At 71.6% G+C, this 21,855-nt stretch carries 20 protein-coding genes and 1 pseudogene; 7 read left to right on the forward strand and 14 right to left on the reverse strand.

Annotated elements, in window-relative coordinates; translation table 11 throughout:
- Positions 1 to 56: 56 nt before the first annotated feature.
- Entirely contained in the window at positions 57 to 908 is an 852-nt protein-coding gene (locus H8R17_RS20345; RefSeq protein ID WP_316959466.1) for an aminoglycoside phosphotransferase family protein, read from the reverse strand.
- Between the two features lie 101 nt (positions 909 to 1,009).
- Between H8R17_RS20345 and H8R17_RS20350 the strand changes: the two genes are divergently transcribed.
- On the forward strand, positions 1,010 to 1,360 hold the full coding sequence (locus tag H8R17_RS20350; RefSeq protein WP_187824640.1) for a hypothetical protein: 351 nt from the start codon (positions 1,010 to 1,012) through the stop codon (positions 1,358 to 1,360).
- Positions 1,361 to 1,420: 60 nt separating this feature from the next.
- Here the strand turns inward: H8R17_RS20350 and H8R17_RS20355 are convergent, their stop codons facing one another.
- A complete protein-coding gene (locus H8R17_RS20355; protein WP_187824641.1) occupies positions 1,421 to 1,687 on the reverse strand; it encodes a hypothetical protein in 267 nt (88 codons plus the stop codon).
- A gap of 360 nt (positions 1,688 to 2,047) precedes the next feature.
- Between H8R17_RS20355 and H8R17_RS20360 the strand changes: the two are divergent.
- Positions 2,048 to 3,012, forward strand: a pseudogene (locus tag H8R17_RS20360) (GlxA family transcriptional regulator); the annotation flags it as partial.
- On the opposite strand, the gene H8R17_RS20365 reads toward H8R17_RS20360, so the two are convergent.
- The 3 genes from H8R17_RS20365 to H8R17_RS20375 form a co-directional block, all read right to left on the reverse strand.
- Positions 2,934 to 3,983, reverse strand: a complete 1,050-nt coding sequence (locus H8R17_RS20365) for a Zn-dependent alcohol dehydrogenase (protein ID WP_187824642.1) — start codon at positions 3,981 to 3,983, stop codon at positions 2,934 to 2,936. The pseudogene H8R17_RS20360 and the gene H8R17_RS20365 overlap by 79 nt on opposite strands.
- Positions 3,983 to 5,137: an acyl-CoA dehydrogenase family protein gene (locus H8R17_RS20370; protein ID WP_187824643.1), complete on the reverse strand. Its 1,155-nt coding sequence runs from the start codon at positions 5,135 to 5,137 to the stop codon at positions 3,983 to 3,985. The genes H8R17_RS20365 and H8R17_RS20370 overlap by 1 nt, the downstream gene beginning before the upstream one ends.
- Before the next feature lie 135 nt (positions 5,138 to 5,272).
- Positions 5,273 to 6,184: an SDR family NAD(P)-dependent oxidoreductase gene (locus H8R17_RS20375; protein ID WP_187824644.1), complete on the reverse strand. Its 912-nt coding sequence runs from the start codon at positions 6,182 to 6,184 to the stop codon at positions 5,273 to 5,275.
- 85 nt (positions 6,185 to 6,269) lie between these two features.
- Between H8R17_RS20375 and H8R17_RS20380 the strand changes: the two genes are divergently transcribed.
- On the forward strand, positions 6,270 to 7,196 hold the full coding sequence (locus tag H8R17_RS20380; RefSeq protein WP_187824645.1) for a cyclase family protein: 927 nt from the start codon (positions 6,270 to 6,272) through the stop codon (positions 7,194 to 7,196).
- Between the two features lie 407 nt (positions 7,197 to 7,603).
- Here H8R17_RS20380 and H8R17_RS20385 read toward each other — a convergent pair whose 3' ends face one another.
- The 4 genes from H8R17_RS20385 to H8R17_RS20400 form a co-directional block, all read right to left on the reverse strand.
- A complete protein-coding gene (locus tag H8R17_RS20385) occupies positions 7,604 to 8,104 on the reverse strand; it encodes an anti-sigma regulatory factor (RefSeq protein WP_187824707.1) in 501 nt (166 codons plus the stop codon).
- A gap of 521 nt (positions 8,105 to 8,625) precedes the next feature.
- The gene (locus H8R17_RS20390; protein WP_187824646.1) at positions 8,626 to 9,498 is read right to left on the reverse strand and encodes an acyl-CoA dehydrogenase family protein; all 873 of its coding nucleotides are present in this window, start codon (positions 9,496 to 9,498) and stop codon (positions 8,626 to 8,628) included.
- A 2-nt stretch (positions 9,499 to 9,500) separates the two neighbouring features.
- A complete protein-coding gene (locus H8R17_RS20395) occupies positions 9,501 to 10,634 on the reverse strand; it encodes an acyl-CoA dehydrogenase family protein (RefSeq protein WP_187824647.1) in 1,134 nt (377 codons plus the stop codon).
- Positions 10,634 to 11,824, reverse strand: a complete 1,191-nt coding sequence (locus H8R17_RS20400; protein WP_187824648.1) for an amidohydrolase family protein — start codon at positions 11,822 to 11,824, stop codon at positions 10,634 to 10,636. The genes H8R17_RS20395 and H8R17_RS20400 overlap by 1 nt, the downstream gene beginning before the upstream one ends.
- Before the next feature lie 87 nt (positions 11,825 to 11,911).
- On the opposite strand from H8R17_RS20400, the gene H8R17_RS20405 reads away from it, so the two are divergent.
- Positions 11,912 to 13,420 carry a class I adenylate-forming enzyme family protein gene (locus H8R17_RS20405; protein ID WP_187824649.1) on the forward strand — a complete coding sequence of 503 codons (1,509 nt, stop codon included), beginning with the start codon at positions 11,912 to 11,914 and terminating at the stop codon, positions 13,418 to 13,420.
- Positions 13,421 to 13,423: 3 nt separating this feature from the next.
- On the opposite strand, the gene H8R17_RS20410 is transcribed toward H8R17_RS20405, so the two are convergent.
- Both H8R17_RS20410 and H8R17_RS20415 read right to left on the reverse strand, forming a co-directional pair.
- Positions 13,424 to 13,936 (reverse strand): EF-hand domain-containing protein, encoded by a 513-nt coding sequence (locus H8R17_RS20410; RefSeq protein WP_187824650.1) that lies wholly within the window; start codon positions 13,934 to 13,936, stop codon positions 13,424 to 13,426.
- A 177-nt stretch (positions 13,937 to 14,113) separates the two neighbouring features.
- Positions 14,114 to 14,494 (reverse strand): STAS domain-containing protein, encoded by a 381-nt coding sequence (locus tag H8R17_RS20415; protein ID WP_187824651.1) that lies wholly within the window; start codon positions 14,492 to 14,494, stop codon positions 14,114 to 14,116.
- Positions 14,495 to 14,849: 355 nt separating this feature from the next.
- On the opposite strand from H8R17_RS20415, the gene H8R17_RS20420 reads away from it, so the two are divergent.
- Both H8R17_RS20420 and H8R17_RS20425 read left to right on the forward strand, forming a co-directional pair.
- Complete coding sequence (locus H8R17_RS20420) at positions 14,850 to 15,434, forward strand: sigma-70 family RNA polymerase sigma factor (protein ID WP_187824652.1); 585 nt, start codon at positions 14,850 to 14,852, stop codon at positions 15,432 to 15,434.
- A 194-nt stretch (positions 15,435 to 15,628) separates the two neighbouring features.
- Positions 15,629 to 16,900 carry a zf-HC2 domain-containing protein gene (locus H8R17_RS20425; protein ID WP_316959467.1) on the forward strand — a complete coding sequence of 424 codons (1,272 nt, stop codon included), beginning with the start codon at positions 15,629 to 15,631 and terminating at the stop codon, positions 16,898 to 16,900.
- Between the two features lie 109 nt (positions 16,901 to 17,009).
- Here H8R17_RS20425 and purU read toward each other — a convergent pair whose 3' ends face one another.
- Positions 17,010 to 17,897 carry a formyltetrahydrofolate deformylase gene (purU, locus tag H8R17_RS20430; RefSeq protein WP_187824654.1) on the reverse strand — a complete coding sequence of 296 codons (888 nt, stop codon included), beginning with the start codon at positions 17,895 to 17,897 and terminating at the stop codon, positions 17,010 to 17,012.
- 46 nt (positions 17,898 to 17,943) lie between these two features.
- Positions 17,944 to 18,444 (reverse strand): SCO4402 family protein, encoded by a 501-nt coding sequence (locus tag H8R17_RS20435; RefSeq protein ID WP_187824655.1) that lies wholly within the window; start codon positions 18,442 to 18,444, stop codon positions 17,944 to 17,946.
- A 140-nt stretch (positions 18,445 to 18,584) separates the two neighbouring features.
- Between H8R17_RS20435 and H8R17_RS20440 the strand changes: the two genes are divergently transcribed.
- The gene (locus tag H8R17_RS20440; protein WP_187824656.1) at positions 18,585 to 19,892 is read left to right on the forward strand and encodes an ABC transporter substrate-binding protein; all 1,308 of its coding nucleotides are present in this window, start codon (positions 18,585 to 18,587) and stop codon (positions 19,890 to 19,892) included.
- Positions 19,893 to 19,906: 14 nt separating this feature from the next.
- Here H8R17_RS20440 and H8R17_RS20445 read toward each other — a convergent pair whose 3' ends face one another.
- Positions 19,907 to 21,832: a hypothetical protein gene (locus tag H8R17_RS20445; protein WP_187824657.1), complete on the reverse strand. Its 1,926-nt coding sequence runs from the start codon at positions 21,830 to 21,832 to the stop codon at positions 19,907 to 19,909.
- Between the last annotated feature and the right edge of the window lie 23 nt (positions 21,833 to 21,855).

The raw sequence follows: 21,855 nt of genomic DNA on the forward strand, positions 1-21,855 counted from the left end.
ACGCCACGTCACCGGGCCATGCTGTGTTTTCGCAGGTCAAACCCTATTTCCAGCGACTATGCCGCTACCTCTGCTGCGGAACTCCGGCAGACCAACCCCATCGCTTGAACGAAAGCCCACGCCTTGCCTCGCTCCCACTCAAGGTCGTCGCTGCCCAGGTGATCGCGGAGCACCTGCCGCGGCCCAGCCTCGAGCAAATGCCACGCGCTCACGAGATCCAGCGAAGGGTCAGCCGGCCCGAAGCCGCCAACGTCGAGAATCCCCGCAAGCCGACCAGCGGACACGAGCACGTTGCCAGGAATCAGATCGCAATGGGCCATGGCGTCCTCAGCTGCACCTCGCGGCAGCTCACGCAAAGTTGCCCAGATGCGGCGAAGCCGAGGGACATCCAGGAGTTGCTCACTGTGTCTGAAACAGGTCTCCATCCACGCGTCATGGGACTGCAGGTCGCCTCCTCGCCCTGTGCCGGCGAACGTGCGGCCATGCGTGTCGATCGCGCGTAGGTCGCCGATGAGATCGGCCAAGTCGCGGGCAAACGCAGACGATTCGCCTGGGTCCTCGTTGGCCGCCACGACGCCGGGCAACCACGTCTGTACCGACCACGGAAGTGGGTAGCCTGCCCCGGGTTCACCAAGCGCGACCGGCTCGGGTGTGGGGAAACGAGTGTGACCTACCAGCTCGCGCGCCGCTTCCATTTCGGACTCCAGCCAGCGCCGCGTCGACTCGATGTCTGCGGACTCAAGAGGGAAGCGGGCTGCGAACCGATCGCCAATGCGGAAGATGGCGTTGACCGTACCCTGCGCAGCGATGCTCCTGACTGGCAGGCTCCGCCACTCAGGAAACTGGTGATCTACCAACGTGCGCACCGTCTCAGGTGACACCGTCAGCTGGTTGGCGTGCATCTTCACGGTGGAAGCATCCGCATCACGAGCTTCAACGGCAACCCGTTTTTTCGTCGCGCAACCTTGCCTGCTGGTAGTCCGGCACGTGGTGGACTGCCCCTGAGTGAGTGGGCTACAACTTCGGCTCGGGACCCGACTGGTCGGACATCATCGACTCCGGCTTCCCCGGTGACGGCTACCAGCGCACCGACATGGACGGTTACACGCAGTTCTACTGCACGGGCAACGCGGAGGACGCTACCCCGTTCTTCCCCGTGGATGACCGGCTGAAGTTTGACTGCGACATGGGCCACGGCGCCTCGGGCGGCCCGATGTCCACCCCGGAGGGTCAGATCGTCGGCGCCAACTCGCACGGCGAGGACGACGGAGCGGGCAACCTCACCGCACCGATCTTGTACAGCTCGGCACACGCAGACAACGCGATCGACGTCATCAACAGGATCGGCACGCTCAACTAGCAGCACGACATAAGGAGGCGGGCACCAGCCGAACATGGGCTGGTGCCCGCCTCCTTGGCGTCAGTTGTCTGGGTTCTTGAAACCAGGGTCGAGCGCCGGGCCCGTCGGCGGCGGACCTGCGTTGGCCAGTTCCTGGCTCACGTACTCAGTCCGAATCTGGTTCGTCGACATCTTCTCCCAACCCTCGGGAAGCTTCAGGCCGGCATCAGCAAGCGACCTCTCCCACTGCGCGACCAAAGCCTGCCGCGTGCGAGGGATCTCATCAGCCGGCGGCCTGCGGCTGACCGTCACCCCCGACGATGGTTCGACCAGCTCGAATACCGTCACCGCGGTCCCCACACCTAGCAGGAAGACTGCCGCTATGGACAACCACGTCTTACCCCCCATCCCACTTCCCTCCTGCGTACCAATCTGGCTGTGACGAAGGAGCGTACCGGCATCGGTCAGCTGGCTTCCGAGCACGTCAGCGTCGCGAGGAAGTCGGCGACCGACCCCGCGCACGCGTGCCGGTGTGGCACCCGGACGGTCCTGCGATGAGCCGCACCTCTTCGCCGCGGCCCGGCATGGGAGGTCGTCGCCGCCCTGGTGGTCGCCGCTGTCGGCCTCATAGCCGTCTTGGTCGTGGCGGCCCGTTGAAGACTCAGCTCCGCCTTCACGTCCGTCACACCACCTCCAGATACTCGGAGAGTCGTCACCTGCTCGGTCCGGCCGCCGGGCCCGGTCGAGACCGACGCCGACTTCACCATCCACGTCGAGCACGGGCCGGAGGCGCTGGACCGCGACACGGTGATCATCCCGGCGTCGTACGAATTGGGCCCGGTCTACGAGCAGGGTGTGCTGCCCGACGAACTGTCCGCCGCGCTCGCGCGTGTCCGGCCCGGCGCGCGGCTCGCCTCCATCTGCACCGGGTGTACCTCCTGGCCGTCGCCGGCCACCTCGACGGGCGGCCGGCCACCACGCACTGGGCCGACTCCGAGCGGCTCCAGCGAATGTTTCCGCAGGTCAAGGTCGGCCCGGATGTGCTGTTCGTCGATGACGGTGACGTGCTGACCTCCGCGGGTGTCGCCGCCGGGATCGACCTGTGCCCGCACATGGTGCGCCGTGATCATGGCACCGCGGTCGCCAACGACGTGGCCCGCCAGAGGGTCGTACCGCCGTACCGGGACGGCGGACAGGCACAGTACATCGAGCGGCCGGTGCCCGATCCGCAGCAGGCGTCGACGACCACCGCGCGCGCGTGGGCACTGGGGCGGTTGCACGAGCCGATTCAGCTGCGGGACATGGCGGCGCAGGAGGCGATGTCCGTGCGGACGTTCACGCGCCGGTTCCGTGAGGAGGCGGGGGTCAGTCCGGGGCAGTGGCTGACGCAGCAGCGGGTGGAGCGGGCGCGGCATCTGCTGGAGTCGACGGATCTGTCGGTGGATCAGGTGGCGCGGGATGCGGGTTTCGGTACGGCGCAGTCGATGTCGGCACTGGGGGAGGCACGACTGCCGCAGCTATGTGAGCTGCAGCCGCTGCCGGGTGGGGCACCGCCCTGCGGCATGCATGCCCGCGGCTTGCGACAACCTGCGTGTCAGAACGTGAGTACCGCGCGCGCCACCCTTCCCGCCTCCGCGTCCTGTGCCGCCTTGTCGAAGTCCTCCACCGGATAGGTCCCGGTGACCAGTTCGTCGAGGAGCAGGCGGCCCTCCCGGTACAGGTCCGCGTACAGGGCGATCTCGTGCTGAGGGCGGGAGGAGCCGTAGCGGCAACCGAGGATGGACTTGTCGAGGTACATGGACGAGACGCGGAAGGATGCTTCCGCCATGGCGGGGGGCACGCCGAGGAGGATCGCCTGGCCGTGGCGGTCGAGGAGGTCGACGGCCTGGCGGATCAGATCGACGCGGCCGACGCACTCGAAGGCGTGGTCCGCGCCCGTGGGGAGGATCTTCGGCACGCCCTCGGTGGAGGTCAGGAAGTGGGTCGCGCCGAACTGCCGTGCCACCGCCTCCTTCGCCGGGTTGGCGTCCACGGCGACGATCGTCAGGGCGCCCGCGAGCCGCGCCCCCTGGAGGACGTTGAGACCGATGCCGCCCGTGCCGATCACCAGTACGCTGTCACCCCGCTCCACGCGCGCGCGGTTCAGCACGGCGCCCACTCCGGTGAGCACCCCGCACCCGATGAGAGCCGCCGACGGCAGCGGGATGTCGTCCGGGATCCGCACCGCCTGGACGGCCTGGACGACGGTCCGCTCGGCGAACGCCGAGTTGCACGCGAACTGGTGGACCGGCTCCCGCGCGCGCGTGAAGGGCTGTCCCGGCCGTCCGATCGCCCGCCGGCACATCGTGGGCCGCCCCCGCCCGCACTCCGCGCACGTCCCGCAGTTGGCGAGCGTGGACAGGGACACGTGGTCCCCGGGCGCGACGTGGACGACGCCCGCGCCAACCGACTCGACCACGCCCGCGCCCTCGTGCCCGAGCACCACGGGCACCGGGAACGGAATCGTGCCGTCCACCACCGACAGGTCGCTGTGGCACAGCCCGGCCGCCGAGATCGCCACCCGCACCTCGCCCGGCCCCGGCTCCCGTACCTCCAGGTCGTCCACGACCCGGACCTGCTCACCGTCGTAGATCACGCCTCGCATCACACGGCCCCCTTGGGCTGCCTGGGCAGGCCGAGCACACGCTCGGCGATGATCGTGCGCTGGATCTGGTCCGAGCCGCCGTAGATCGTGTCGGCCCGGGAGAACAGGAACAGGTGCTGCGCCGCGTCGAGTCCGTACGGCGCCGCGGGCGACCAGTCCGCGGGCCCCACGGTCCCCGCCGCGCCCCGCACCAGCATCGCCAGCTCCCCGAGCCGCTGATGCCACCCGGCCCACAGCAGCTTGGCCGCACTCGCCGCGCCCGCGTCGCCGGAACCGCCCAGCGTCCGCAGCGCGTTCCAGCGCATGGTGCGCAGCTCGGCCCACTGCCGCACCAGACGCGCGCGTACGTCGGGATCGTCCGCCGCGCCGGTCCGTACGGCCGTCCGTACGACGTTGGCCAGCTCCTCGGCGAACCCGATCTGCTGGGCCAGCGTGGACACGCCGCGTTCGAAGCCGAGCAGGCTCATCGCGACGCGCCAGCCGTCGCCCTCGGCGCCGACGACGTGCTCCACGCGCGCGTGTGCCCCGTCGAAGAACACCTCGTTGAAGTCGCTCGTGCCGGTCATCTGCCGGATGGGCCGGACCTCGATGCGGCCCGGCTGGTCCATGGGGACGAGCAGGAAGGTCAGTCCGTGGTGGCGGCGGGAGCCGGGCTCGGTGCGGGCCAGTACGAAGCACCAGTCCGCCTCGTGCGCGAGCGAGGTCCAGATCTTCTGGCCCGTGACGCGGTAGTGCGGCCCGTGCGGCTCGCGTACGGCCGTGGTGCGTACGCCGGCCAGGTCCGAGCCGGCGCCGGGCTCGCTGTAGCCCTGGCACCAGAGTTCGTCGCCGGCGGCGACCGGGGGGAGGAAGCGGTGCTTCTGCTCCTCGGTGCCGTGGGCGATGAGGGTGGGGGCGAGGAGGTTCTCGCCGATGTGGCCGGAGCGCGGGGGTGCTGGTGAGCGGGCGTACTCCTCGGCCCAGGCGACCTGTTGGGTGAGGGTGGCGGTGCGGTTGCCGTAGCCGGTCGCCGGCCAGCCGAGGCCGATCCAGCCCGCCTTGCCGAGGGTGCGTTCCCAGGTGCGGCGGTCGGAAGCGCCGGGGGCGTGGGCCGCGAGCCAGGTGCGGGCCTCGGTGCGGAACGTTTCGTCTTCGTGCAGGAATCCGAACTCCACGGACGCCTCCTCAATACCGGCCAGGTGCACGCCCCTCAGGGGCGCGGGACTGTATCCCGATATGCGGCTCCGCCGCGTGGGCGCGACCAGCCACAAACAACCCGCAGCCGCCAGACCAGAAGATCCCCCGAGCTACTAGGCGTTCGGCCGCGCTCCCTCCGCCGCGGCCCTTGCCATCTCCTCCAGGCGTTCAAACATCGGCATCGGGTCCGTGCCCACCGTCCCCGGCAGGAAGTCCGCGATCCGTTCCGGCGTCCAGGAACCCTCGGTGTAGGCGGCGCGGAGTTCCCTCGGCTGGGACCAGACCGCGATCTTGGGGCCGGCGATCGTGTAGACCTGACCGGTGATGCGGTGCTCGCGGGCGCGGTCCGACAGGAGGTAGGTCACCAGGGCGGCGACGTCCTCCGGTTCGCCGATCTCGGTGAGTTCCATGGGGACGTTGGCCGACATGCGGGTGCGGGCCACCGGGGCGACGGCGTTGGCGGTCACGCCGTACTTGTGCAGGCCGAGCGCGGCGCTGCGCACCAGGGAGATGATCCCGCCCTTCGCCGCGCTGTAGTTGGCCTGCGAGACGGAGCCCTGGTGGTTGCCGCTGGTGAAGCCGATCAGCGTGCCGGAGCGTTGCCCCCGCATCACCGCCGAGGCCGCCCGGAATACCGTGAACGTGCCCTTGAGGTGGGTGGCGACCACCGGGTCCCACTCCTCCTCGGTCATGTTGAACAGCATCCGCTCCCGCAGGATCCCGGCCACGCACACCACACCGTCGATGCGCCCGTACGACGACAGCGCCGCGTCGACGACCCGTCGGCCGCCGGCCATGGTGGAGATGTCGTCGGCCACCGCGACCGCGTCCCCGCCCGCCGCCGCGATCTCCTTGACCACGGCCTCGGCGACCTCGCTGGCGGGGGCGGCGCCGTCGACGGCGACCCCGTGGTCGTTGACGACGACCTTCGCGCCCTCGGCCGCCGCCGCGAGCGCGACCGCGCGGCCGATGCCCCGCCCGGCGCCCGTCACGGCGACCACCTTGTCTGCCAAGAAACTCCCCACGCCCGGCCCCTTCCCGCGCAATCTGACGGTCCGTTAGATTTTATGACCCGCCGGACGGGCGGGCACAAGCCCCGGGGAGGACCGGATGTCATTGCCGGACGCGTTCCACGACATCGCCAAGCGCGTGAACAACTGGGGCCGTTGGGGAGCCGACGACGAGATCGGCACCCTGAACCTGATCACCGACGAGGTGGTGCACGAGGCGGCGGCGACCGTCCGCACCGGCCGGCGCATCCCGCTCGCCCTGCCGCTACGGCAGGACGGCGTGCAGACCGGGGCGATTCCGGGGCGGGTCAACCCGCTGCACGTCATGGTGCAGATCAACCAGGAGATCTTCGGTCCCGGCACGGTCGCGTGCAGCGACGACGCCGTCACCATGGGGCTCCAGGCGGGCACCCACTGGGACGCGCTGACGCACGTCTCGCACTCGGGGCGGCTCTACAACGACCGCCCGGCCGACACGATCACCGCGCACGGCGGCGCCGCGTTCTCCGGCATCGACAAGGCGCGGCACATCGTCTCGCGCGGGGTGCTGCTCGACGTGGCACGCGCGCGCGGGGCGGACCGGCTGGACGGCGCTCACTCGGTCACGCCGGAGGACCTTCAGGCCGCCGAGGAACTCGCCGGGACGCGCGTGCGGGCCGGCGACATCGTGCTCGTACGGACCGGGCAGGTGCAGGTGTATCTCGCCGGGGACCGGCACGCGTACGCGCACCCGTCGCCAGGGCTGTCGATCCGGACGCCGGAGTGGTTCCACGCGCGCGATGTGGCGGCCGTCGCGAACGACACGCTCACGTTTGAGATCTGTCCGCCCGAGGTGAATGATCTGTGGCTCCCCGTGCACGCCCTCGACCTCGTGGAGATGGGCATGCCGCAGGGCCAGAACTGGAACCTCGAAGAGTTGTCCACAGCCTGTGGAGAAACGGGCCGCTACGCGTTCCTGCTGTCAGCCATGCCCGAACCGTTCACCGGCGCCACGGGCACGCCGGTGGCACCGGTGGCCGTTCTCTGACACCGGTTCTGCCGGTTGGCGGCGCGGCGCTACCCGCCCCGAGTACGGCATCACACGCCGCCAACCGACTCGGCGTTTTCTCCCCCGCTCCCGGCTTCGCTCGAGCGGGGGCCCCATAGGTTCCCGTGACCCTGAGGAACCCGACGCCGAATCGCGACCCACACTCGACGAGGGCTCCCGTCGCCAGACCCTCGTCGTCCCCTCACGGTGAATCGCTGACCCAAGCGTGATCAACCCATCACGTGGCGTCAACACCCGATCGACGGAACACCCCTTAAAGCCTCTTTTGTCGGGACCGCGCACGGAAGCACGTCCCGGCGCACCGCCACACACCCCGGCACACGGGGCGGGGGTCATGCGCACCCGTCGCCTGGGTCCGCCCCGTACGGCCGGCCTGCCCTGTGCGGCTAGACCGCCTCGTACGCCAGCCCGTCGTACGCCGCCGTGCCTCCGCCGCACTCGGCCGAGCCGCCGCGCCCCACACGGCCGCCGCAGGCCGCCGAGGCGGACCGGGACGGGGAGCAGCGGTCCAGTTCGCACCAGATGCGCTTGCCGGCACCCTCGGCGGTCCAGCCCCATCGGTCGGCGAGTCCGTCGACGAGGGCGAGGCCGCGTCCGCCGGCCGACTCGCCGTCCACGCACCGGGGCAAGGGCGCCCGGTCACTGCGGTCGGCGACCTCGAGCCGGACGGTGGCGGACTCGGCCGCCGTACTGCCGGGCAGGGACAGCCTCAGCACGGCGGGGCAGCCGGTGTGCACGACGGCGTTGGTGACCAGTTCGGAGACGAGCAGGATCAGCGTCTCGGCGAGCGGCTCGTCGTCCTCTATGCCGGACCCGGCCAGCCGCGAGCGGGCCCATCTGCGGGCCCGCCCGACCTCCGCGGGGTCGGGCCGGATCTCCAGCTGCACTTGAAGCACCTGCACCGCTCACACCATCCGAACCGGCGGACTCTTAGGCTCGCGCCTCACGGGGGCCACGATCGTAGCCATTTCCTGCATGGCCAGATCAACGGCCGGGACAAGGGTCACGGAACGTGAATCCCTTGCCTGACAGCATGGTTGACGTACAGTCACGCGAACAAGCGCTTCGGGCATATTCCAACGCGAAGGAGTACGCGTACGGCATACTGTGCGACGCTCGCCGCGGGGAGTCGAACAGGCAGCGGCGCCAGGCCGTGCTGCACTGCGAACAGCGCAGCGCAGCGCGGGTTCCGGTCTCACCCCAGGGGCAACACCGGCACAGCGCGGGCTCACAACCACTCGCATCTCACACAAGGTACCGGAGCGGTACGCCGACTCCGGGCGGTGACGAGTCGCGCGACGGACACAACCCGGTACCAACTCTCCGTAATTCCGGTATGCCACGATCCGTGACGTCGACGCGGGCGGGCTCGGCGCCGCCGCCTCGACACCGCAGCCCAGCGGCCCGTTCAGCCGGCTCTGGCCAACAGATCGACGGCGAGCAACTCCTCACTCTCCGTCACACTTCCCGCACGCTGGGTCCGGACCCACGCCCGCTTGAGATGCAGATGAACCTCCGCCTCCCAGGTGAAGCCCATGCCGCCGTGTACCTGGAGGCAGTCGCGGGCGCCGCGTACGGCAGCCTCGTCGGCGAGCAGCCGGGCGGCGGCGATGTCGGCCGGGTCGGCGGTGACGGCGGCGGCGTACACGGCGGCGCGGGCCGTCTCCGTGCACACCAGCATCCCCGCGCACAGGTGGGCCACCGCCTGGAAGGCCCCGATCGGCCGTCCGAACTGCTCGCGGGCCCGGGCGTGTTGCGCCGCCAGGTCGCACGTGCGTCCAGCCGAGCCCAGTTGTTCGGCGGCGGTGAGGAGGACGGCGACGGGGTCGGGGGCGCTCCGCGCGCGCGTGCGGTGCAGCGGCGTCATCGGGTCGACCGATCGCAGCGGTACGGCACCGGAGGCGTCCCCGAGCACCGTGTCGGCCTCGCTCAGCCACTCCACCAGCGTGCCACCGGCGGCCGCCACGACCGCCTCTCCCGTGGCCGCGCCCGGCACGGTTCCGGCGGCCAGGTGGGTGGCGATGAGCGGGCCCGGCAGCAGGACCCGTCCGGCCTCCTCGAACGCCAACACGGCCTCGGGCAGGCCGAGCCCCACCCCGCCGTCGGCCTCCGGCAGCCGCAGCGCGAAGAACCCGGCCTCGCCGAGCGCCCGCCACAGCGCGCGGTCGAGGCCGGGAGCGTCCACGGCCGCCCGCAGCGCCTCGCCGTCGAACCGGCGCGCGAGCAGCTGTCGTACGCCGTCCTGCAAGGCCCGCTGGTCCTCGGTGAGTTGGAAGCGCATGCTCACCGCCCCTTCGGCAGGCCGAGGATGCGTTCGGCGACGATGTTGTGCTGGATCTGCGAGGTGCCGGCGGCGATGGTGTACGAGAGGGAGGAGAGGCGGTCGAGACTCCAGGGGCGGTCGAGGTCGAGGCTGTCGGGGCCCAGGACGTCGGCGGCGGCGTCGTACAGCTCCTGACGCGCGTGTGAGTACGTCAGTTTGAAAACCGAACCCCCTACGCCGGGGACTGTGCCGGTCCGTTCCGCCTCGCTGACGTTCCATTGCGTGAGCCGCCACAGGGCCCGGAACTCGGCGTTCAGCCTGCCCAGCCGGCGGCGCAGCGCCGGGTCGTCCCAGCGGCCGTTGCGGCGGGCCTCGGCGGCGAGTTCACCCAGGACGCGGCGGCAGGCCACGACCTCGCCGACGAAGGCCGTGCCGCGCTCGAAGGACAGGGTCACCATGGTGACCCGCCAGCCGTCGTTCTCCGCCCCCACCCGGCCCGCGACCGGCACCGGCACCTCGTCGAGGAACACCTCGGCGAACTCGTACGACCCGGCGAGGGTCTTCAGCGGCCGTACGGTGATGCCCGGCGCGTCCATGGGCATCGCGAGCCAGGTGATGCCCCGGTGCCTGGGCGCCTCGGGGTCGGTGCGCACCAACAGCTCGCACCAGTCGGCGACTTCGGCGTGCGAGGTCCAGATCTTGGACCCGTTCACCACATACACATCGCCCTCTCTACGCGCGCGCGTGCGCAGGGCCGCGAGGTCGGATCCGGCGTCCGGTTCGCTGAAGCCCTGGCACCAGACCTCCTCGCCGCGCAGGATCGGCGGCAGCCAGCGCTCCCGCTGCTCGTCCGTCCCCTCGGCGGCGATGGTCGGCCCGGCGTGCAGCAGTCCGACGAAGTTCGCGCCCACATAAGGGGCGCCCGCCTTCTCCGTCTCCTCCAGGAAGACCATCCGGACGGTCGGGGAGACGTCCCAGTGGACGTCGCCGTACCCGGCGTCGTACAGCATCCGCTGCCAGCCGAGGTCGTAGGCGCGGCGCGCGGGCCAGTCGGCGGGGGACGGTGTGGCCGGCAGGGTGGGCAGCACCTTGGCCAGCCATTCCCGCAGCCGCGCGCGGAACTCCTCCTCTTCGGGGGTGCACGAGAGGTCCATCAGAGGTCGAGGTCCAGCATGCGGATCGCGTTGCCCCGCATCAGCTTGTACACGGTCTCGTCGTCGAGGCCCTTCACATGGTCGAGGGCGACCTCCTTGGTGTGCGGGAAGGTCGAGTCGACGTGCGGGTAGTCGGTCTCGAAGGTGGCGTTGTCCCGGCCGACCACGTCCAGCGAGGCGACGCCGTGCTTGTCGCGGAAGAAGCAGCAGAAGATCTGCCGGTAGTAGTACGCCGACGGCGGCTCGGGGATCGTCTCCCGGACCCCGCCCCAGGCGCGGTGCTCCTCCCAGACGTCGTCGGCGCGCTCCAGGGCGTACGGGATCCAGCCCATCTGGCCCTCGGAGTAGGCGAGTTTGAGCCGCGGGAAGCGCACCAGCACGCCGCTGAAGAGGTAGTCCATCATCGACGCCATCGCGTTGTTGAAGGACAGCGAGGCCTGGACGGCGGGCGGGGCGTCCGGCGAGGCGGCGGGCATCTGGGACGACGACCCGATGTGCATGTTGACGACCGTCCCGGTGTCCTGGCAGGCCGCGAAGAAGGGGTCCCAGTAGCCGGAGTGGATGGACGGCAGCCCGAGGTGGGTGGGGATCTCGGAGAAGGTCACCGCCCTCACCCCGCGCGCGGCGTTGCGCCGGATCTCCGCGACGGCCAGCTCGATGTCCCACAGCGGGATCAGGCACAGCGGGATCAGCCGCCCGCCGCTGCCCCCGCACCACTCCTCCACCATCCAGTCGTTGTAGGCGCGCACGCACGCGAGGGCGACCTCCTTGTCGTGCGCCTCGGCGAAGGTCTGCCCGCAGAACCTCGGGAAGCTGGGGAAGCACAGGGAGGCCTCGACGTGGTTGAGGTCCATGTCCTTCAGGCGTTCCTTGGGGTCCCAGCAGCCGGGCCGCATCTGCGCGCGCGTGATGCCCTCCAGCGTCATCTCGTCGCGGTCGAAGCCGACGGCGGCGATGTTGCGCTTGTACGGGAACTTCAGGTCCTCGTAGATCCACCAGTCGGTGGGCGGGCCGTCGGGGTCCATCGTGATCTGGTACTTGCCGCCGACGTAGGCGAGTTCCCCGATGCCGGCGGTCAGGGCCTGAGGGCCGCGGTCCCGGTACTTCTTCGGCAGCCAGGTCTCGAAGAGGTGCGCGGGCTCGATCACATGGTCGTCGACGCTGATGATGCGGGGCAGTTCCGTCGTCATGGGTCCCCTCCGCCGGACAGGTACTGATCTGATGGTGTGTCAGATAGCATCGTATCTGACGAGCCGTCAGCCAAGCAGGGGGCACACATGAACGAGACCCCGCACTCCCTGAGTTCCGCCCGCACACTGTGGGACCTGCTCGACCGGCGCGCCGCGCTCACACCCGAGCGCCCGCTCTTTCTCCAGGACGACCGCACGCTGACTTTCGGGGCTCTGCGCGCGCGTGCCGAGCGGGTCGCGGCGGGGCTGTACGGCATGGGCGTACGCGCCGGCACGGTCGTCGCCTGGCAGTTGCCCACCCGTATCGAGACGGCCGTGCTGTCCTTCGCGCTGGCCCGCCTGGGCGCCGTGCAGACGCCGGTCATCCCCTTCCACCGGGACCGCGAGGTCGGCTTCGCGCTGCGCGAGTCCAAGGCCGAGTTCTTCGCCGTACCCGGGGTGTGGCGGGGCTTCGACCACACCGAGATGGCGCGGCGGCTCGGCGCGAAGGGGGTCTTCGAGGCGTACGACGAGCTGCCCGAGGGCGACCCGCGCGCGCTGCCCGCCCCGCCCGCTGACGGCACAGCCGTCCGCTGGATCTACTGGACCTCGGGCACCACCTCCGACCCCAAGGGCGTACTGCACACGGACCGCTCACTGATCGCGGGCGGCTCGTGCCTCGCGCACGCCCTGCGGCCCTCGGCGTCCGACGTCGGCTCGATCGCCTTCCCGTACGCGCACATCGGTGGGCCCGACTACACGGTGATGCTGCTGCTGTACGGCTTCCCGGCCGTGCTGTTCGAGCAGTTCGCGCTGCCGGACGCGCTGGAGGGGTACCGCGGGCACGGGGTGACGATGGCGGGCGGGTCGACCGCGTTCTACTCACTGTTCCTCGCCGAGCAGCGCAAGCAACCGGGAATCCCGGTCGTCCGGTCCTTGCGGCTGCTGGCGGGGGGCGGGGCGCCCAAGCCGCCGGAACTCTATTACACCGTCATACGGGAGATGGGGGTGCGGCTCACGCACGGGTACGGCATGACCGAGGTGCCGATGATCACCATGGGGGCGCCGGAGGACGGTGACGAGTTGCTGGCGACGACCGAGGGCCGGCCGCCGGAGGGCATGGAGATCCGGATCGTGGACGGGGAGGTGCGGCTGCGCGGGGAGGCGGTGTGCCAGGGGTACCTGGATCCGGCGCAGACCGCCGAGGCCTTCGACGAGGAGGGGTTCCTGCGCACCGGTGACCTCGGGTATCTGACCGGCAGCGGGCACCTGGTGCTCACCGGGCGGCGCAAGGACGTGATCATCCGCAAGGCCGAGAACATCTCGGCGAAGGAGATCGAGGACCTGCTGCACCGGCATCCGGCGGTCGGAGACGTGGCGGTGATCGGACTGCCGGATCCCGCGCGCGGGGAGCTGGTGTGCGCGGTGGTCGAACAGCCGCCGGGCGCCGACGCCTTGACGCTGGATGCGGTGACGGCGTATCTGCGCGCGGAAGGACTGTCGGTGCACAAGCTGCCGGAGCGGCTGGAGGTGGTGGACGCCCTTCCGCGGGGCGAGACCCTGCGGAAGGTGCTCAAGTTCAAGCTGCGGGAGCGTTATTCGGGTACGACAGCTTGAGCACTACTCGGGGACGGTGAAGTAACGGGCGAAGGCGGGCACGATCTCCGCCTCGCTCACCTTTCCGTCGCCGTCCGTGTCGAGTGCCGCGGCGGCTGCCCGGGCGATGTTCTCGGGGACGCCGAGTACCTGGAGCACGCGCGCGGCGTCCGTGACGGTGGCCGCGCCGTCACCGTCGGTGTCGGCGACGTCGAGGGCCGCGTGCAGGAAAGGGCGGGCGATCTCGGCGAACCGGTCCGGGTTGTCGCGCAGCCGCTTGACCGCGCCGGTCACGAACTCCTCGCGCGTGATGCGCTGGTCGCCGTCGCGGTCCGCGATCCCCGCCATGCCCTGCCAGAACGCCTCCGCGCCGCCGTACAGGGCCTGTCCCTTGTCGGACCGGGCCGTGGTGCCGAACTCCGCGAGCAGCGCCTTGGCTGCTCCGCTGAAGTCCTCCCGGTCGATGTAGCCGTTGCCGTCCTGGTCGAAGGTGGCGAACCGGGCGGCGATCCTGCGCTCGTACTCGCTGCTGACCATGTCTGTTCCGGGCCGCCTTACGTCGGTGGGTGCGTCTCGCACGGAGCGTACGACGACGGGGGCCGTCCGGGAGGGGGAAAACGGCGTTTGTGCCAGGACCGGGGGAATTCTGGAACAACGATGTGGCAGAAACGAGATCCGCACCGTGTCCCTGGGGCCGGACTTGGGTGACCGAAGTCACGCCGAGAGGGGGTCGGCTTCCTCGCTGACGGCGGAGCTCACGTCCGGGTGGACGTCGAAGAGCCGGCGCACGCCCAGCGCGGCCAGCACCCTGTTGACGTGCGAACCCTCGGCGGCTCCGCGGGCCGGCAGGACCAGGCGCAGCCGACCCTGGCAGGAACGGATCAGCCGACGGGCGGCGATGAGGACGCCGACCCCGCTGGAATCGCAGAACAGAACCTCGGAGAGGTCGAGGACGAGACTGTGGCGGCCGTCGGCCACCGCGTCGTGCACCCGCTGACGCAGCACCGGCGACGTCACCAGATCCAGCTCGCCCGACACCCGGAGCACGGCCCATCCGCCCTGCTCGTCGCCGGTCACATTGAACGCCACCACCATGCCCTTCGTTCGCTGAAACGGAAGCCGCTCCTTCGCTTCCTTGCAGCGCGGCTGCCCAGCGGCCGTTCCCTGAAACACCGGGCGAGAAACGGATTCCTGTCAGGAAGGGCTTGTTTTAGTCGACTTCGATCCTGTTCGATCAGGTCTGATCGTGCGGGTGTCGGGTAGACGCGGCGCAGGGCTCGCACGCGTGGGTCTGCCGGGCCTGTACGCGCGCGTGCGGGGCCCACTACCACCTGCGGCTCTTCAGGGGGCGCACATTGCGTCAAGGGGGCGTGCCCTGTCAGTGGTGCCGACTACATTCGAGGAGACGGTGAGCACAGGCTGGACGCCGGAAGCCGGGAGAGGGGGCCGCATGGCGCCGAAGGACGTTCCGCCGCGGTGGGACCGCAAGATGCAGCAGCGGCTCGCCCGTGGGGAGGCGGCGGCGCTCGGTGAGCTCTACGACCGGTTCGCCTCCCTCGTGCACGGCCTCGCCCATCGCGTCCTCGGCGACGAGCGCGCCGCCGACGGCATCACCCGCGACGTCTTCGCCCACGTCTGGGAGCATCCCGACAGCTACGACCCCAGGCAGGGCCCGCTGCGTTCGTGGGTGGCCGGGCTGACCCACCGGCTGGCCGTGCAGCGGCTGCGGGCCAACGAGACCGCGGCGCTGGCCCGCGGGGGCGGCGGCTCCGCGGAGGAGCTGGAGCGCCGGGTGCGCCGTGCCTCGGTCGCCGCCCGCGCCGACTACATCGTCACGTCCATGCCGAGGCCGCTGCGAGCCGCCCTGGAGCAGGCCTACTTCCAGCGCCGCGACTACCGCCAGACCGCCGCCGACCTCGGCGTCACGGAGGACGAGGCCCGCCGCCGCCTCCGCCTCGGCCTGCAACTCCTGTCCACCGCCCACAACACCGAGTCCCCGGGCGCCCCGCCGCCCGGATACGGGGGTGCGGCGTGAACGAGGCGGGACGGTTCGAGCCGTACGAGGGCGACGGCGAGGGGGAGCCGCCAGGGGGCGGGCGGGGTGTGCCGGGACCGGCGGGCGGTGTGCCGGGATCCGCGGGTGATCCGGGGGCGGGTGCGCATGGGCCAGGGGGTAGCGGCTCGGGCCGGGCCGGGCCGGCCGGTGAGTCGGGGTTCGGACGCGGTCAGGTGGGAGGCGGTGGCTCGGGCGGGGCGGAGAGCGGTGGCGGGCGGGAGCCGGAGCGGCCGCCCCGTATACCGATGCCGCGTGCTTCCGTCGAGGACAGTGGGCGGCCGTTGCCCTCGCTGGAGGAGTTGGGTGAGCCGGCGCAGCGGCCGGTACCGCTCGTGCTGGAGCACCGGGTGCTGACGTCGCTGCTGGGTGCCTGGGCGCTGGCCGCGTGTTCGCCGGAGGAGACGGCCGCCGTCGAGGAGCACCTCGGCGAGTGCGGCTCCTGCGCGGAGGAGGCGCTGCGGCTGCGCGATGCGGTGGGCCTGCTGCACCCGGCCGAGAGTCTCGACCTGAACCCTGCGCTGCGCGCGCGTGTCCTGGAGGCCTGCCTGGAGCGGCGCCCGCCGCGCATCCCGGTGCCGGAGTGGGCCGCCTCGTACGACGCCGAGACCGCGCGACTGGACGCGCTGCTGCAGGACTTCGGGGACTCCGAGTGGCACGCGCCGGTGCGGCTGCGGTGGTTCGAGGCCGACGAGGAGACGACCCGGCGTACGACCGTCGCCGGGGTCATCGCGCACCTGCTGACGGTCGACGGCCTGGTCGCGGTCGCCCTGGGCCTGGAGGACCCGCTCGGCGACGTGCCGACGGCGGCGCCGACGCCGGGGGCGCGGACGGAGGCGTACTGGCGGGCGTCGTGCTTTCCGCGGACGCGGTCGGTGCGGGCGCCGTGGCGGGAACAGAGCCACAACATCGTGCGGACGGTGGGTTTCACCGGCAGCGGCGCCGGGCGGATGCCGGTGTCGTACGGCGACTTCGAACTGCCGCTGCGTGACGCGATGCTGGACCGGGCCTTCGAGTGCTGGGTGCACGCGGAGGACATCGCCGAGGCGGTGGACTATCCGTACGAGGCGCCGTCGGGGCGTCATCTGCACGGCATCATCGATCTTGCGGCGCGGATGCTGCCGGGGGCGCTGGCCGCGCGGCGGCGGGCCGGGCTGGCGGCGCCGGCGGGACCGCAGCGGCACCTGGTGGCGGCGGGTGAGCCGGGCCGGACCCTGCGGCTGGAGATCGAGGGCTCCGGTTGTGGTGAGTGGCTGATCCCCCTGGACTCCCCGGCGGCGGTCGGCTCCGCGGAGCACGAGGTGGCCCATGTGGCGTTGGACTGCGTGGAGTTCTGCCGGCTGGCGGCGGGCCACGTGTCTCCTGCGGAGGCGGCAGCGGGGCAGGTGGGTGACCGGGAGGCGATCAGAGACGTGCTGTTCGCTGCGGCGGGGTTGAGCCGGATGTAGGGGCGGGTTGCAGGGTGGGACCAGTGGGCCGCCCTCAAAGGGGCGCGGGGAACTGCGCGATCAACCACGTACAACCCGCAGTCGCCCCACAACGGATGAACGCGAACGATCAGGCGAAAACGACCGTCCGCCGCCCGTTCAACAAAATCCTCCGCTCCGCATGCCACTTCACGGCACGGGCCAGAGCCTGGCATTCCACGTCGCGGCCGACGGCGACCAGGCCCTCGGGGGTCACGTCGTGGGCGACCCGCTCGACCTCCTGCTCGATGATGGGGCCCTCGTCCAGGTCGGCGGTCACATAGTGCGCGGTGGCCCCGATCAGCTTCACGCCCCGCGCGTGAGCCTGGTGGTACGGCTTGGCGCCCTTGAAGCTCGGCAGGAACGAGTGGTGGATGTTGATGATCCGCCCGGCGAGCTGCTTGCACAGGTCGTCGGAGAGCACCTGCATGTAGCGGGCCAGGACGACCAGCTCCACGCCCTCCTCACGGACGATCTCCAGCAGCCGGGCCTCGGCCTCCTGCTTTGTGTCCTTCGTCACAGGAATGTGGTGGAAAGGGATGTTGTACGACCTCACCAACTCGGCGAAGTCGCTGTGGTTGGAGACCACGCCCGCGATCTCCACCGGCAGCGCACCGATCCGGGCGCGGAAGAGCAGGTCGTTCAGGCAGTGGCCGAACTTGCTGACCATCAGCAGGATGCGCATCTTCTCGTCGGCCCCGTTGATCTGCCACTCCATCTGGAACGAGTCACCGATCGCCGCGAAGCTGGCCCGCAGCTTCTCCAGGGTCACCGGCGCCTCAGCCGAGAAGTGGACCCGCATGAAGAACAGTCCCGTGTCGTGGTCGCCGAACTGCTGGCTGTCCTCGATGTTGCAGCCGGTCATGAACAGGTAGCTCGACACGGCATGCACAATGCCCTTTTTGTCCGGACAGGACAGGGTGAGGACGTACTGGTCGGCGGGGGCGGCCGCCGCGGCTCGGGGGGACTGCTCGCTCATGCAGGAAAGGGTCGCATACCGGCAGAGCGGCCCCTGACCACCTCCGCTACGCGGTCCTGGTCATGATCTGCAGCACCTCAAGGCTGCGCGGCGGCGCGTCCGGGTCCTCGCCGTCGCTCGCCGCCAGGCGGACATGCGCGTCCCGGGCCGCCCGCACCGCCTCCGGCCACCCCTGGTGGTCGACGTAGGCGCGCACCGGCGCGTCGGGCCCGGCCTGGTGCATGATCCGCAGCACCCGCAGCACGGCGGTGTCGACGAGCGCCGCCTCCTGCGAGTCGCGGAAGATCGTCCCGACGTACTTCTCCGCGGACCAGTGGTCCAGCCAGGTGTCCTCCACCAGCCGGTACACCGCGTCGGTGACGTCGCCGTAGCCGTCCACGCCGGCCAGCCAGACGTCCCGCTGGAACACGGGATCGGAGAGCATGTGCAGCGCCGAGCGCACGTTGCTGCGCCAGCGCCACCACGGCATGTCGTTCACAGGCATGTCACTCATGGTGGATGAGCGACGGCCACCACGGGAAGAGTTCTCCGCACCTTGCACGGTCATCGATCGTACGTTCCCCTCCACGAGCCCCTCATCCGCCCCCGGATTCCTGCCCAGGCGACCCCTGTAATTCACCTCTGCGTCACCACTCGTTGAACTGAGGTCACACGCAGGTTAGCCGTGTGCAGGAATCGTGCGGGTCCATGACCGGCAGGCGAAGCACCCCGCACACCTCCCTCCCCGGCCTCCTCCGCCGCCTCAGGACCCGCCTCCTCCCCGCGGGTGCGCTGGCGGTGTGGGCCTCGCTCGTCGCCGGCTGCGGTGTCGTCCCCGGTACCACGGGGGGTTCCGGGGGCGCGCCGATCACGGTCATGACCTGGGCCCCGCAGGACACCGGCGCGACCAACAAGCCCGGCATGCCCGCCTTCGCCCAGGCGTACGCCCGCTGGATCAACGCGCGAGGCGGCCTCGACGGCCGCCAACTGCGGGTGCTGACCTGCAACGACCACAACAACAGCGTCGGCGCCGCGAAGTGCGCCCGGCGCGCGGTCAACGAGGACGTCGTCGCCGTCGTCGGCTCCTACAGCCAGTACGCCGACTCCTTCTTCCCGGTCCTCGAAGGCGCCGGCATCCCGTACATCGGCGGCTACGGCATCACCAACACCGAGTTCACCAGCCCCCTGTCGTACCCGGTCAACGGCGGCCAGCCCGCCCTGCTGGCCGGCCTCGGCAGCGCCCTCGCCGGCGGCTGCGGGCCCGTCGCCCTGATCCGGCCCGACACCATCGCCGGCGACCAGCTGCCGGCGCTGATCGACTCCGGTCTGAAGGCGGGCGGGCACCGGGACGCCGCCGACCTGCGGGCGGTCGAGGACGCCACCGAGTACGACAGCACCTCCGACCAGGCGCTGAGGCGCACGACCACCGACCCGGCCGAGACGGGATGCGTGGTCCCGGCGCTCGGGGACCGCACCGGCACTTTCATGGACTCCTTCCGGCGCGCCCGCCGGGACTACCCCGACGTGCGCATGGGCACCGTGCTGGGCAGCGTCGACCAGACCACGATCAACGCGAGCGGCGGGGCGTCGGGACCGTACGAGGGGTCGTACGTCACGGGCTGGTACCCGGTGGCGAGCGATCCGCGCTGGGACCCGATGAAGAAGGTGATCAAGAAGGAGGCCTTCAGTGACATCCGTATCGACGCGGCGGACACCGGGGTGCAGACCACCTGGCTCGCCTATACGGTGTTCCGGCAGGTCGTCGAGTCGCTGAACGGCAGCGAGGTGAGCGCCGACTCGGTCACCCGGGCCCTGGACGGCGGGCTGAAGGTCACCACGGGCGGGCTGACGCCGACGCTGCAGTGGAAGTTCCAGGACAAGCTCGCCTCGGTCGGCTTCCCGCGCCTGGTCAACACCGACGTGACCGTGCAGGTCGTCCGGGACGGCCGGCTGGTGTCGGCCCGGAGGGGCATCGTGGACGTGACGAAGACCCTCCAGGCCGCCAACCTGACCTGAGCCCGCCGCCCCGGTCAGAGCTGGACGGGCTGGCGCTGGGTGAGGCCGTACGTCTTCGCGATCGCGTTCCACAGCCGGGCGGCCTCGGCCTTCTCCGTGCTCGCGGTGCCGCTGGCCCGGTTGCCGGCCTGGGTCTGCCCGGTGACGCGGGCCTTGCCCTTCTTGCAGCCCTTCTTCCGCGCGGTCTGGTCGGCCCACGCCGCGTAGTGGTTGTCGGCCGCCGCGGACGCCTGCCACGCCTTGGTGAGGGCGGTGGTCAGGGCGGCGTGGTCGGGCAGCTTGTCCACGGAGAGGCCGGACAGGCGGGTGACCAGCTGGTTGCGCTGTTTGGCCGCCTCGCGCAGGTCCTTGGCCGCCTGCGGGAGGTCACGGCACGCCTTCACGTGGGCGACCGCGTTGATCACCGTCGTACGGCTGTTGCCGCTGTCGGCAAGCAGCTTGTCCAGCTCGACGGCCTGCTCGCGGGCCGGATCGGGGGACGGCGAGGCGGAGGCGCCGTGGGTGGGGGCCGTGGCGGAGACGGGCTTGTTCTCGCTGCCCTTGTCGCCACCGCCGCCGGCCAGCATGGCGCCCGCGCCGACGCCGAGCACGGCGATGACGACACCGACGGCCGCGAGCAGCGGCACCCGCTTGCCGGTACGGCCACCGCGGCGGCCCCGGCCGCCGTCGTGGCCGGGGCCCTGCGGGGCGTAGGCGGGCTGGGCGGCGGCGTACGGGGGCTGCGGCTGGTGGTGCGGCTGCGAGAAGAGGGGCAGCTGCTGGGTGGCGGCGGCCGGGCTCTCGCCGCCCGGCTCGCTGCGGAAGAGGTTGTCGAACTCGGACGGCGGCTGCCGGTCCTCGCCCCCGCCGGGCCGGACACCGTACGGCCCCGCGCCGGCGCCGGGCCCGCCGGCCACGGGCGGTATGTACTGCGTGGCCTGGGCGTCGGGGCCGGCGGCGGGCGGCATGGGCCCGGCACTCCCGCCGGCGGGCGGCAGCGGCCCGGCGCCCGGGGCACCGGCGTCGGGGCGGCGGACCAGGCCCAGGGACCGGGTTCGCTCGGGGTCGTGCCCCGCCGGATCGTGCCCGGCCGCCCCGGCCGGCTGCTCCGGAGGCAGCGCCCCCGGCGTCACCGGCGGTATGTACTGGGTCGCCCCCTCGTCGCCGCCCTGAGCGGGAACGGGCGGCAGATACTGCGTGGCCCCCTCGGGCGTCGTGGCACCCGCGGGGACTACGCCCGGCGGCAGGTACTGGGTGGCACCCTCGGCGGCGGGCGGCAGCGGCGCGCCGCCGGGAGCCTGAGCGCCGTACCCGTCGGCACCGTGCTGCGCCTGCGGCCCGTTCAGTGCCCCGGCGGGCGGCATCGGCGACCCGAACGCGCCGCCCCCGCCGTACGCCTCGGCCCCCGCGGGCGGCAGCGGCGCCGCACCCCCGCCCGCAAGCCCACCGTCGCCGTACGGCGCCTGCGCGCCCGGCATCGGGACGTGCCCGCCCGGCACGGAACCCGGTCCTCCGGGCATCGGGGCGTGGGCGCCCGGCCCGGGATCGTGCGCCCCCTGCGCTCCCTCGGGCGGCAGCGGTCCGGCCCCCGGCTGCGGCGTCCCCCACGCAGCGTGGGCCGGCGGCTGGGACTGCTCCTGCGCTTCCCACGTCTGCTCCGGCGAGGCCGGCCAGTTCTGGCCCGGCTGCGGGGCCGGGGACTCCTGCTGCGGCTGCTGCTGGTCCGGGCCCCACGGCTGACCCCAGGCCTGGCCCCCCGCCGGAGCCTGTCCGGTCGGCTGGGGGGCGGCATGGCGGCCACCGGAACCACCGGGACCACCAGGACCGCCGTGACCGCCGCTCTGGCCGCCGGAACCGCCCGTCCTACCCGGCAGCAGGGGCTCGCCGCCGTCGGAGGGCAGCACGATGCCTTCGCGCGCGGGGCGCGCCGAGGGCTCCTCGCCCTGTCCACTCTGCGTCACCGGGACTCCTACTAATGGGGGAC

The sequence above is a fragment of the Streptomyces sp. TRM68367 genome (assembly GCF_014495685.1).
Classification (GTDB): domain Bacteria; phylum Actinomycetota; class Actinomycetes; order Streptomycetales; family Streptomycetaceae; genus Streptomyces.

Bases quoted from the DNA above. Each gene is read 5' to 3' on its own strand.
- H8R17_RS20365 (WP_187824642.1), bottom strand. From the start codon at position 3,983: ATGCGAGGCGTGATCTACGACGGTGAGCAGGTCCGGGTCGTGGACGAC.
- H8R17_RS20440 (WP_187824656.1), top strand. From the start codon at position 18,585: ATGACCGGCAGGCGAAGCACCCCGCACACCTCCCTCCCCGGCCTCCTC.
- H8R17_RS20410 (WP_187824650.1), bottom strand. From the start codon at position 13,936: ATGGTCAGCAGCGAGTACGAGCGCAGGATCGCCGCCCGGTTCGCCACC.
- purU (WP_187824654.1), bottom strand. From the start codon at position 17,897: ATGAGCGAGCAGTCCCCCCGAGCCGCGGCGGCCGCCCCCGCCGACCAG.
- H8R17_RS20380 (WP_187824645.1), top strand. From the start codon at position 6,270: ATGTCATTGCCGGACGCGTTCCACGACATCGCCAAGCGCGTGAACAAC.
- H8R17_RS20405 (WP_187824649.1), top strand. From the start codon at position 11,912: ATGAACGAGACCCCGCACTCCCTGAGTTCCGCCCGCACACTGTGGGAC.
- H8R17_RS20415 (WP_187824651.1), bottom strand. From the start codon at position 14,494: ATGGTGGTGGCGTTCAATGTGACCGGCGACGAGCAGGGCGGATGGGCC.
- H8R17_RS20395 (WP_187824647.1), bottom strand. From the start codon at position 10,634: ATGGACCTCTCGTGCACCCCCGAAGAGGAGGAGTTCCGCGCGCGGCTG.
- H8R17_RS20420 (WP_187824652.1), top strand. From the start codon at position 14,850: ATGGCGCCGAAGGACGTTCCGCCGCGGTGGGACCGCAAGATGCAGCAG.
- H8R17_RS20390 (WP_187824646.1), bottom strand. From the start codon at position 9,498: ATGCGCTTCCAACTCACCGAGGACCAGCGGGCCTTGCAGGACGGCGTA.
- H8R17_RS20435 (WP_187824655.1), bottom strand. From the start codon at position 18,444: ATGACCGTGCAAGGTGCGGAGAACTCTTCCCGTGGTGGCCGTCGCTCA.
- H8R17_RS20400 (WP_187824648.1), bottom strand. From the start codon at position 11,824: ATGACGACGGAACTGCCCCGCATCATCAGCGTCGACGACCATGTGATC.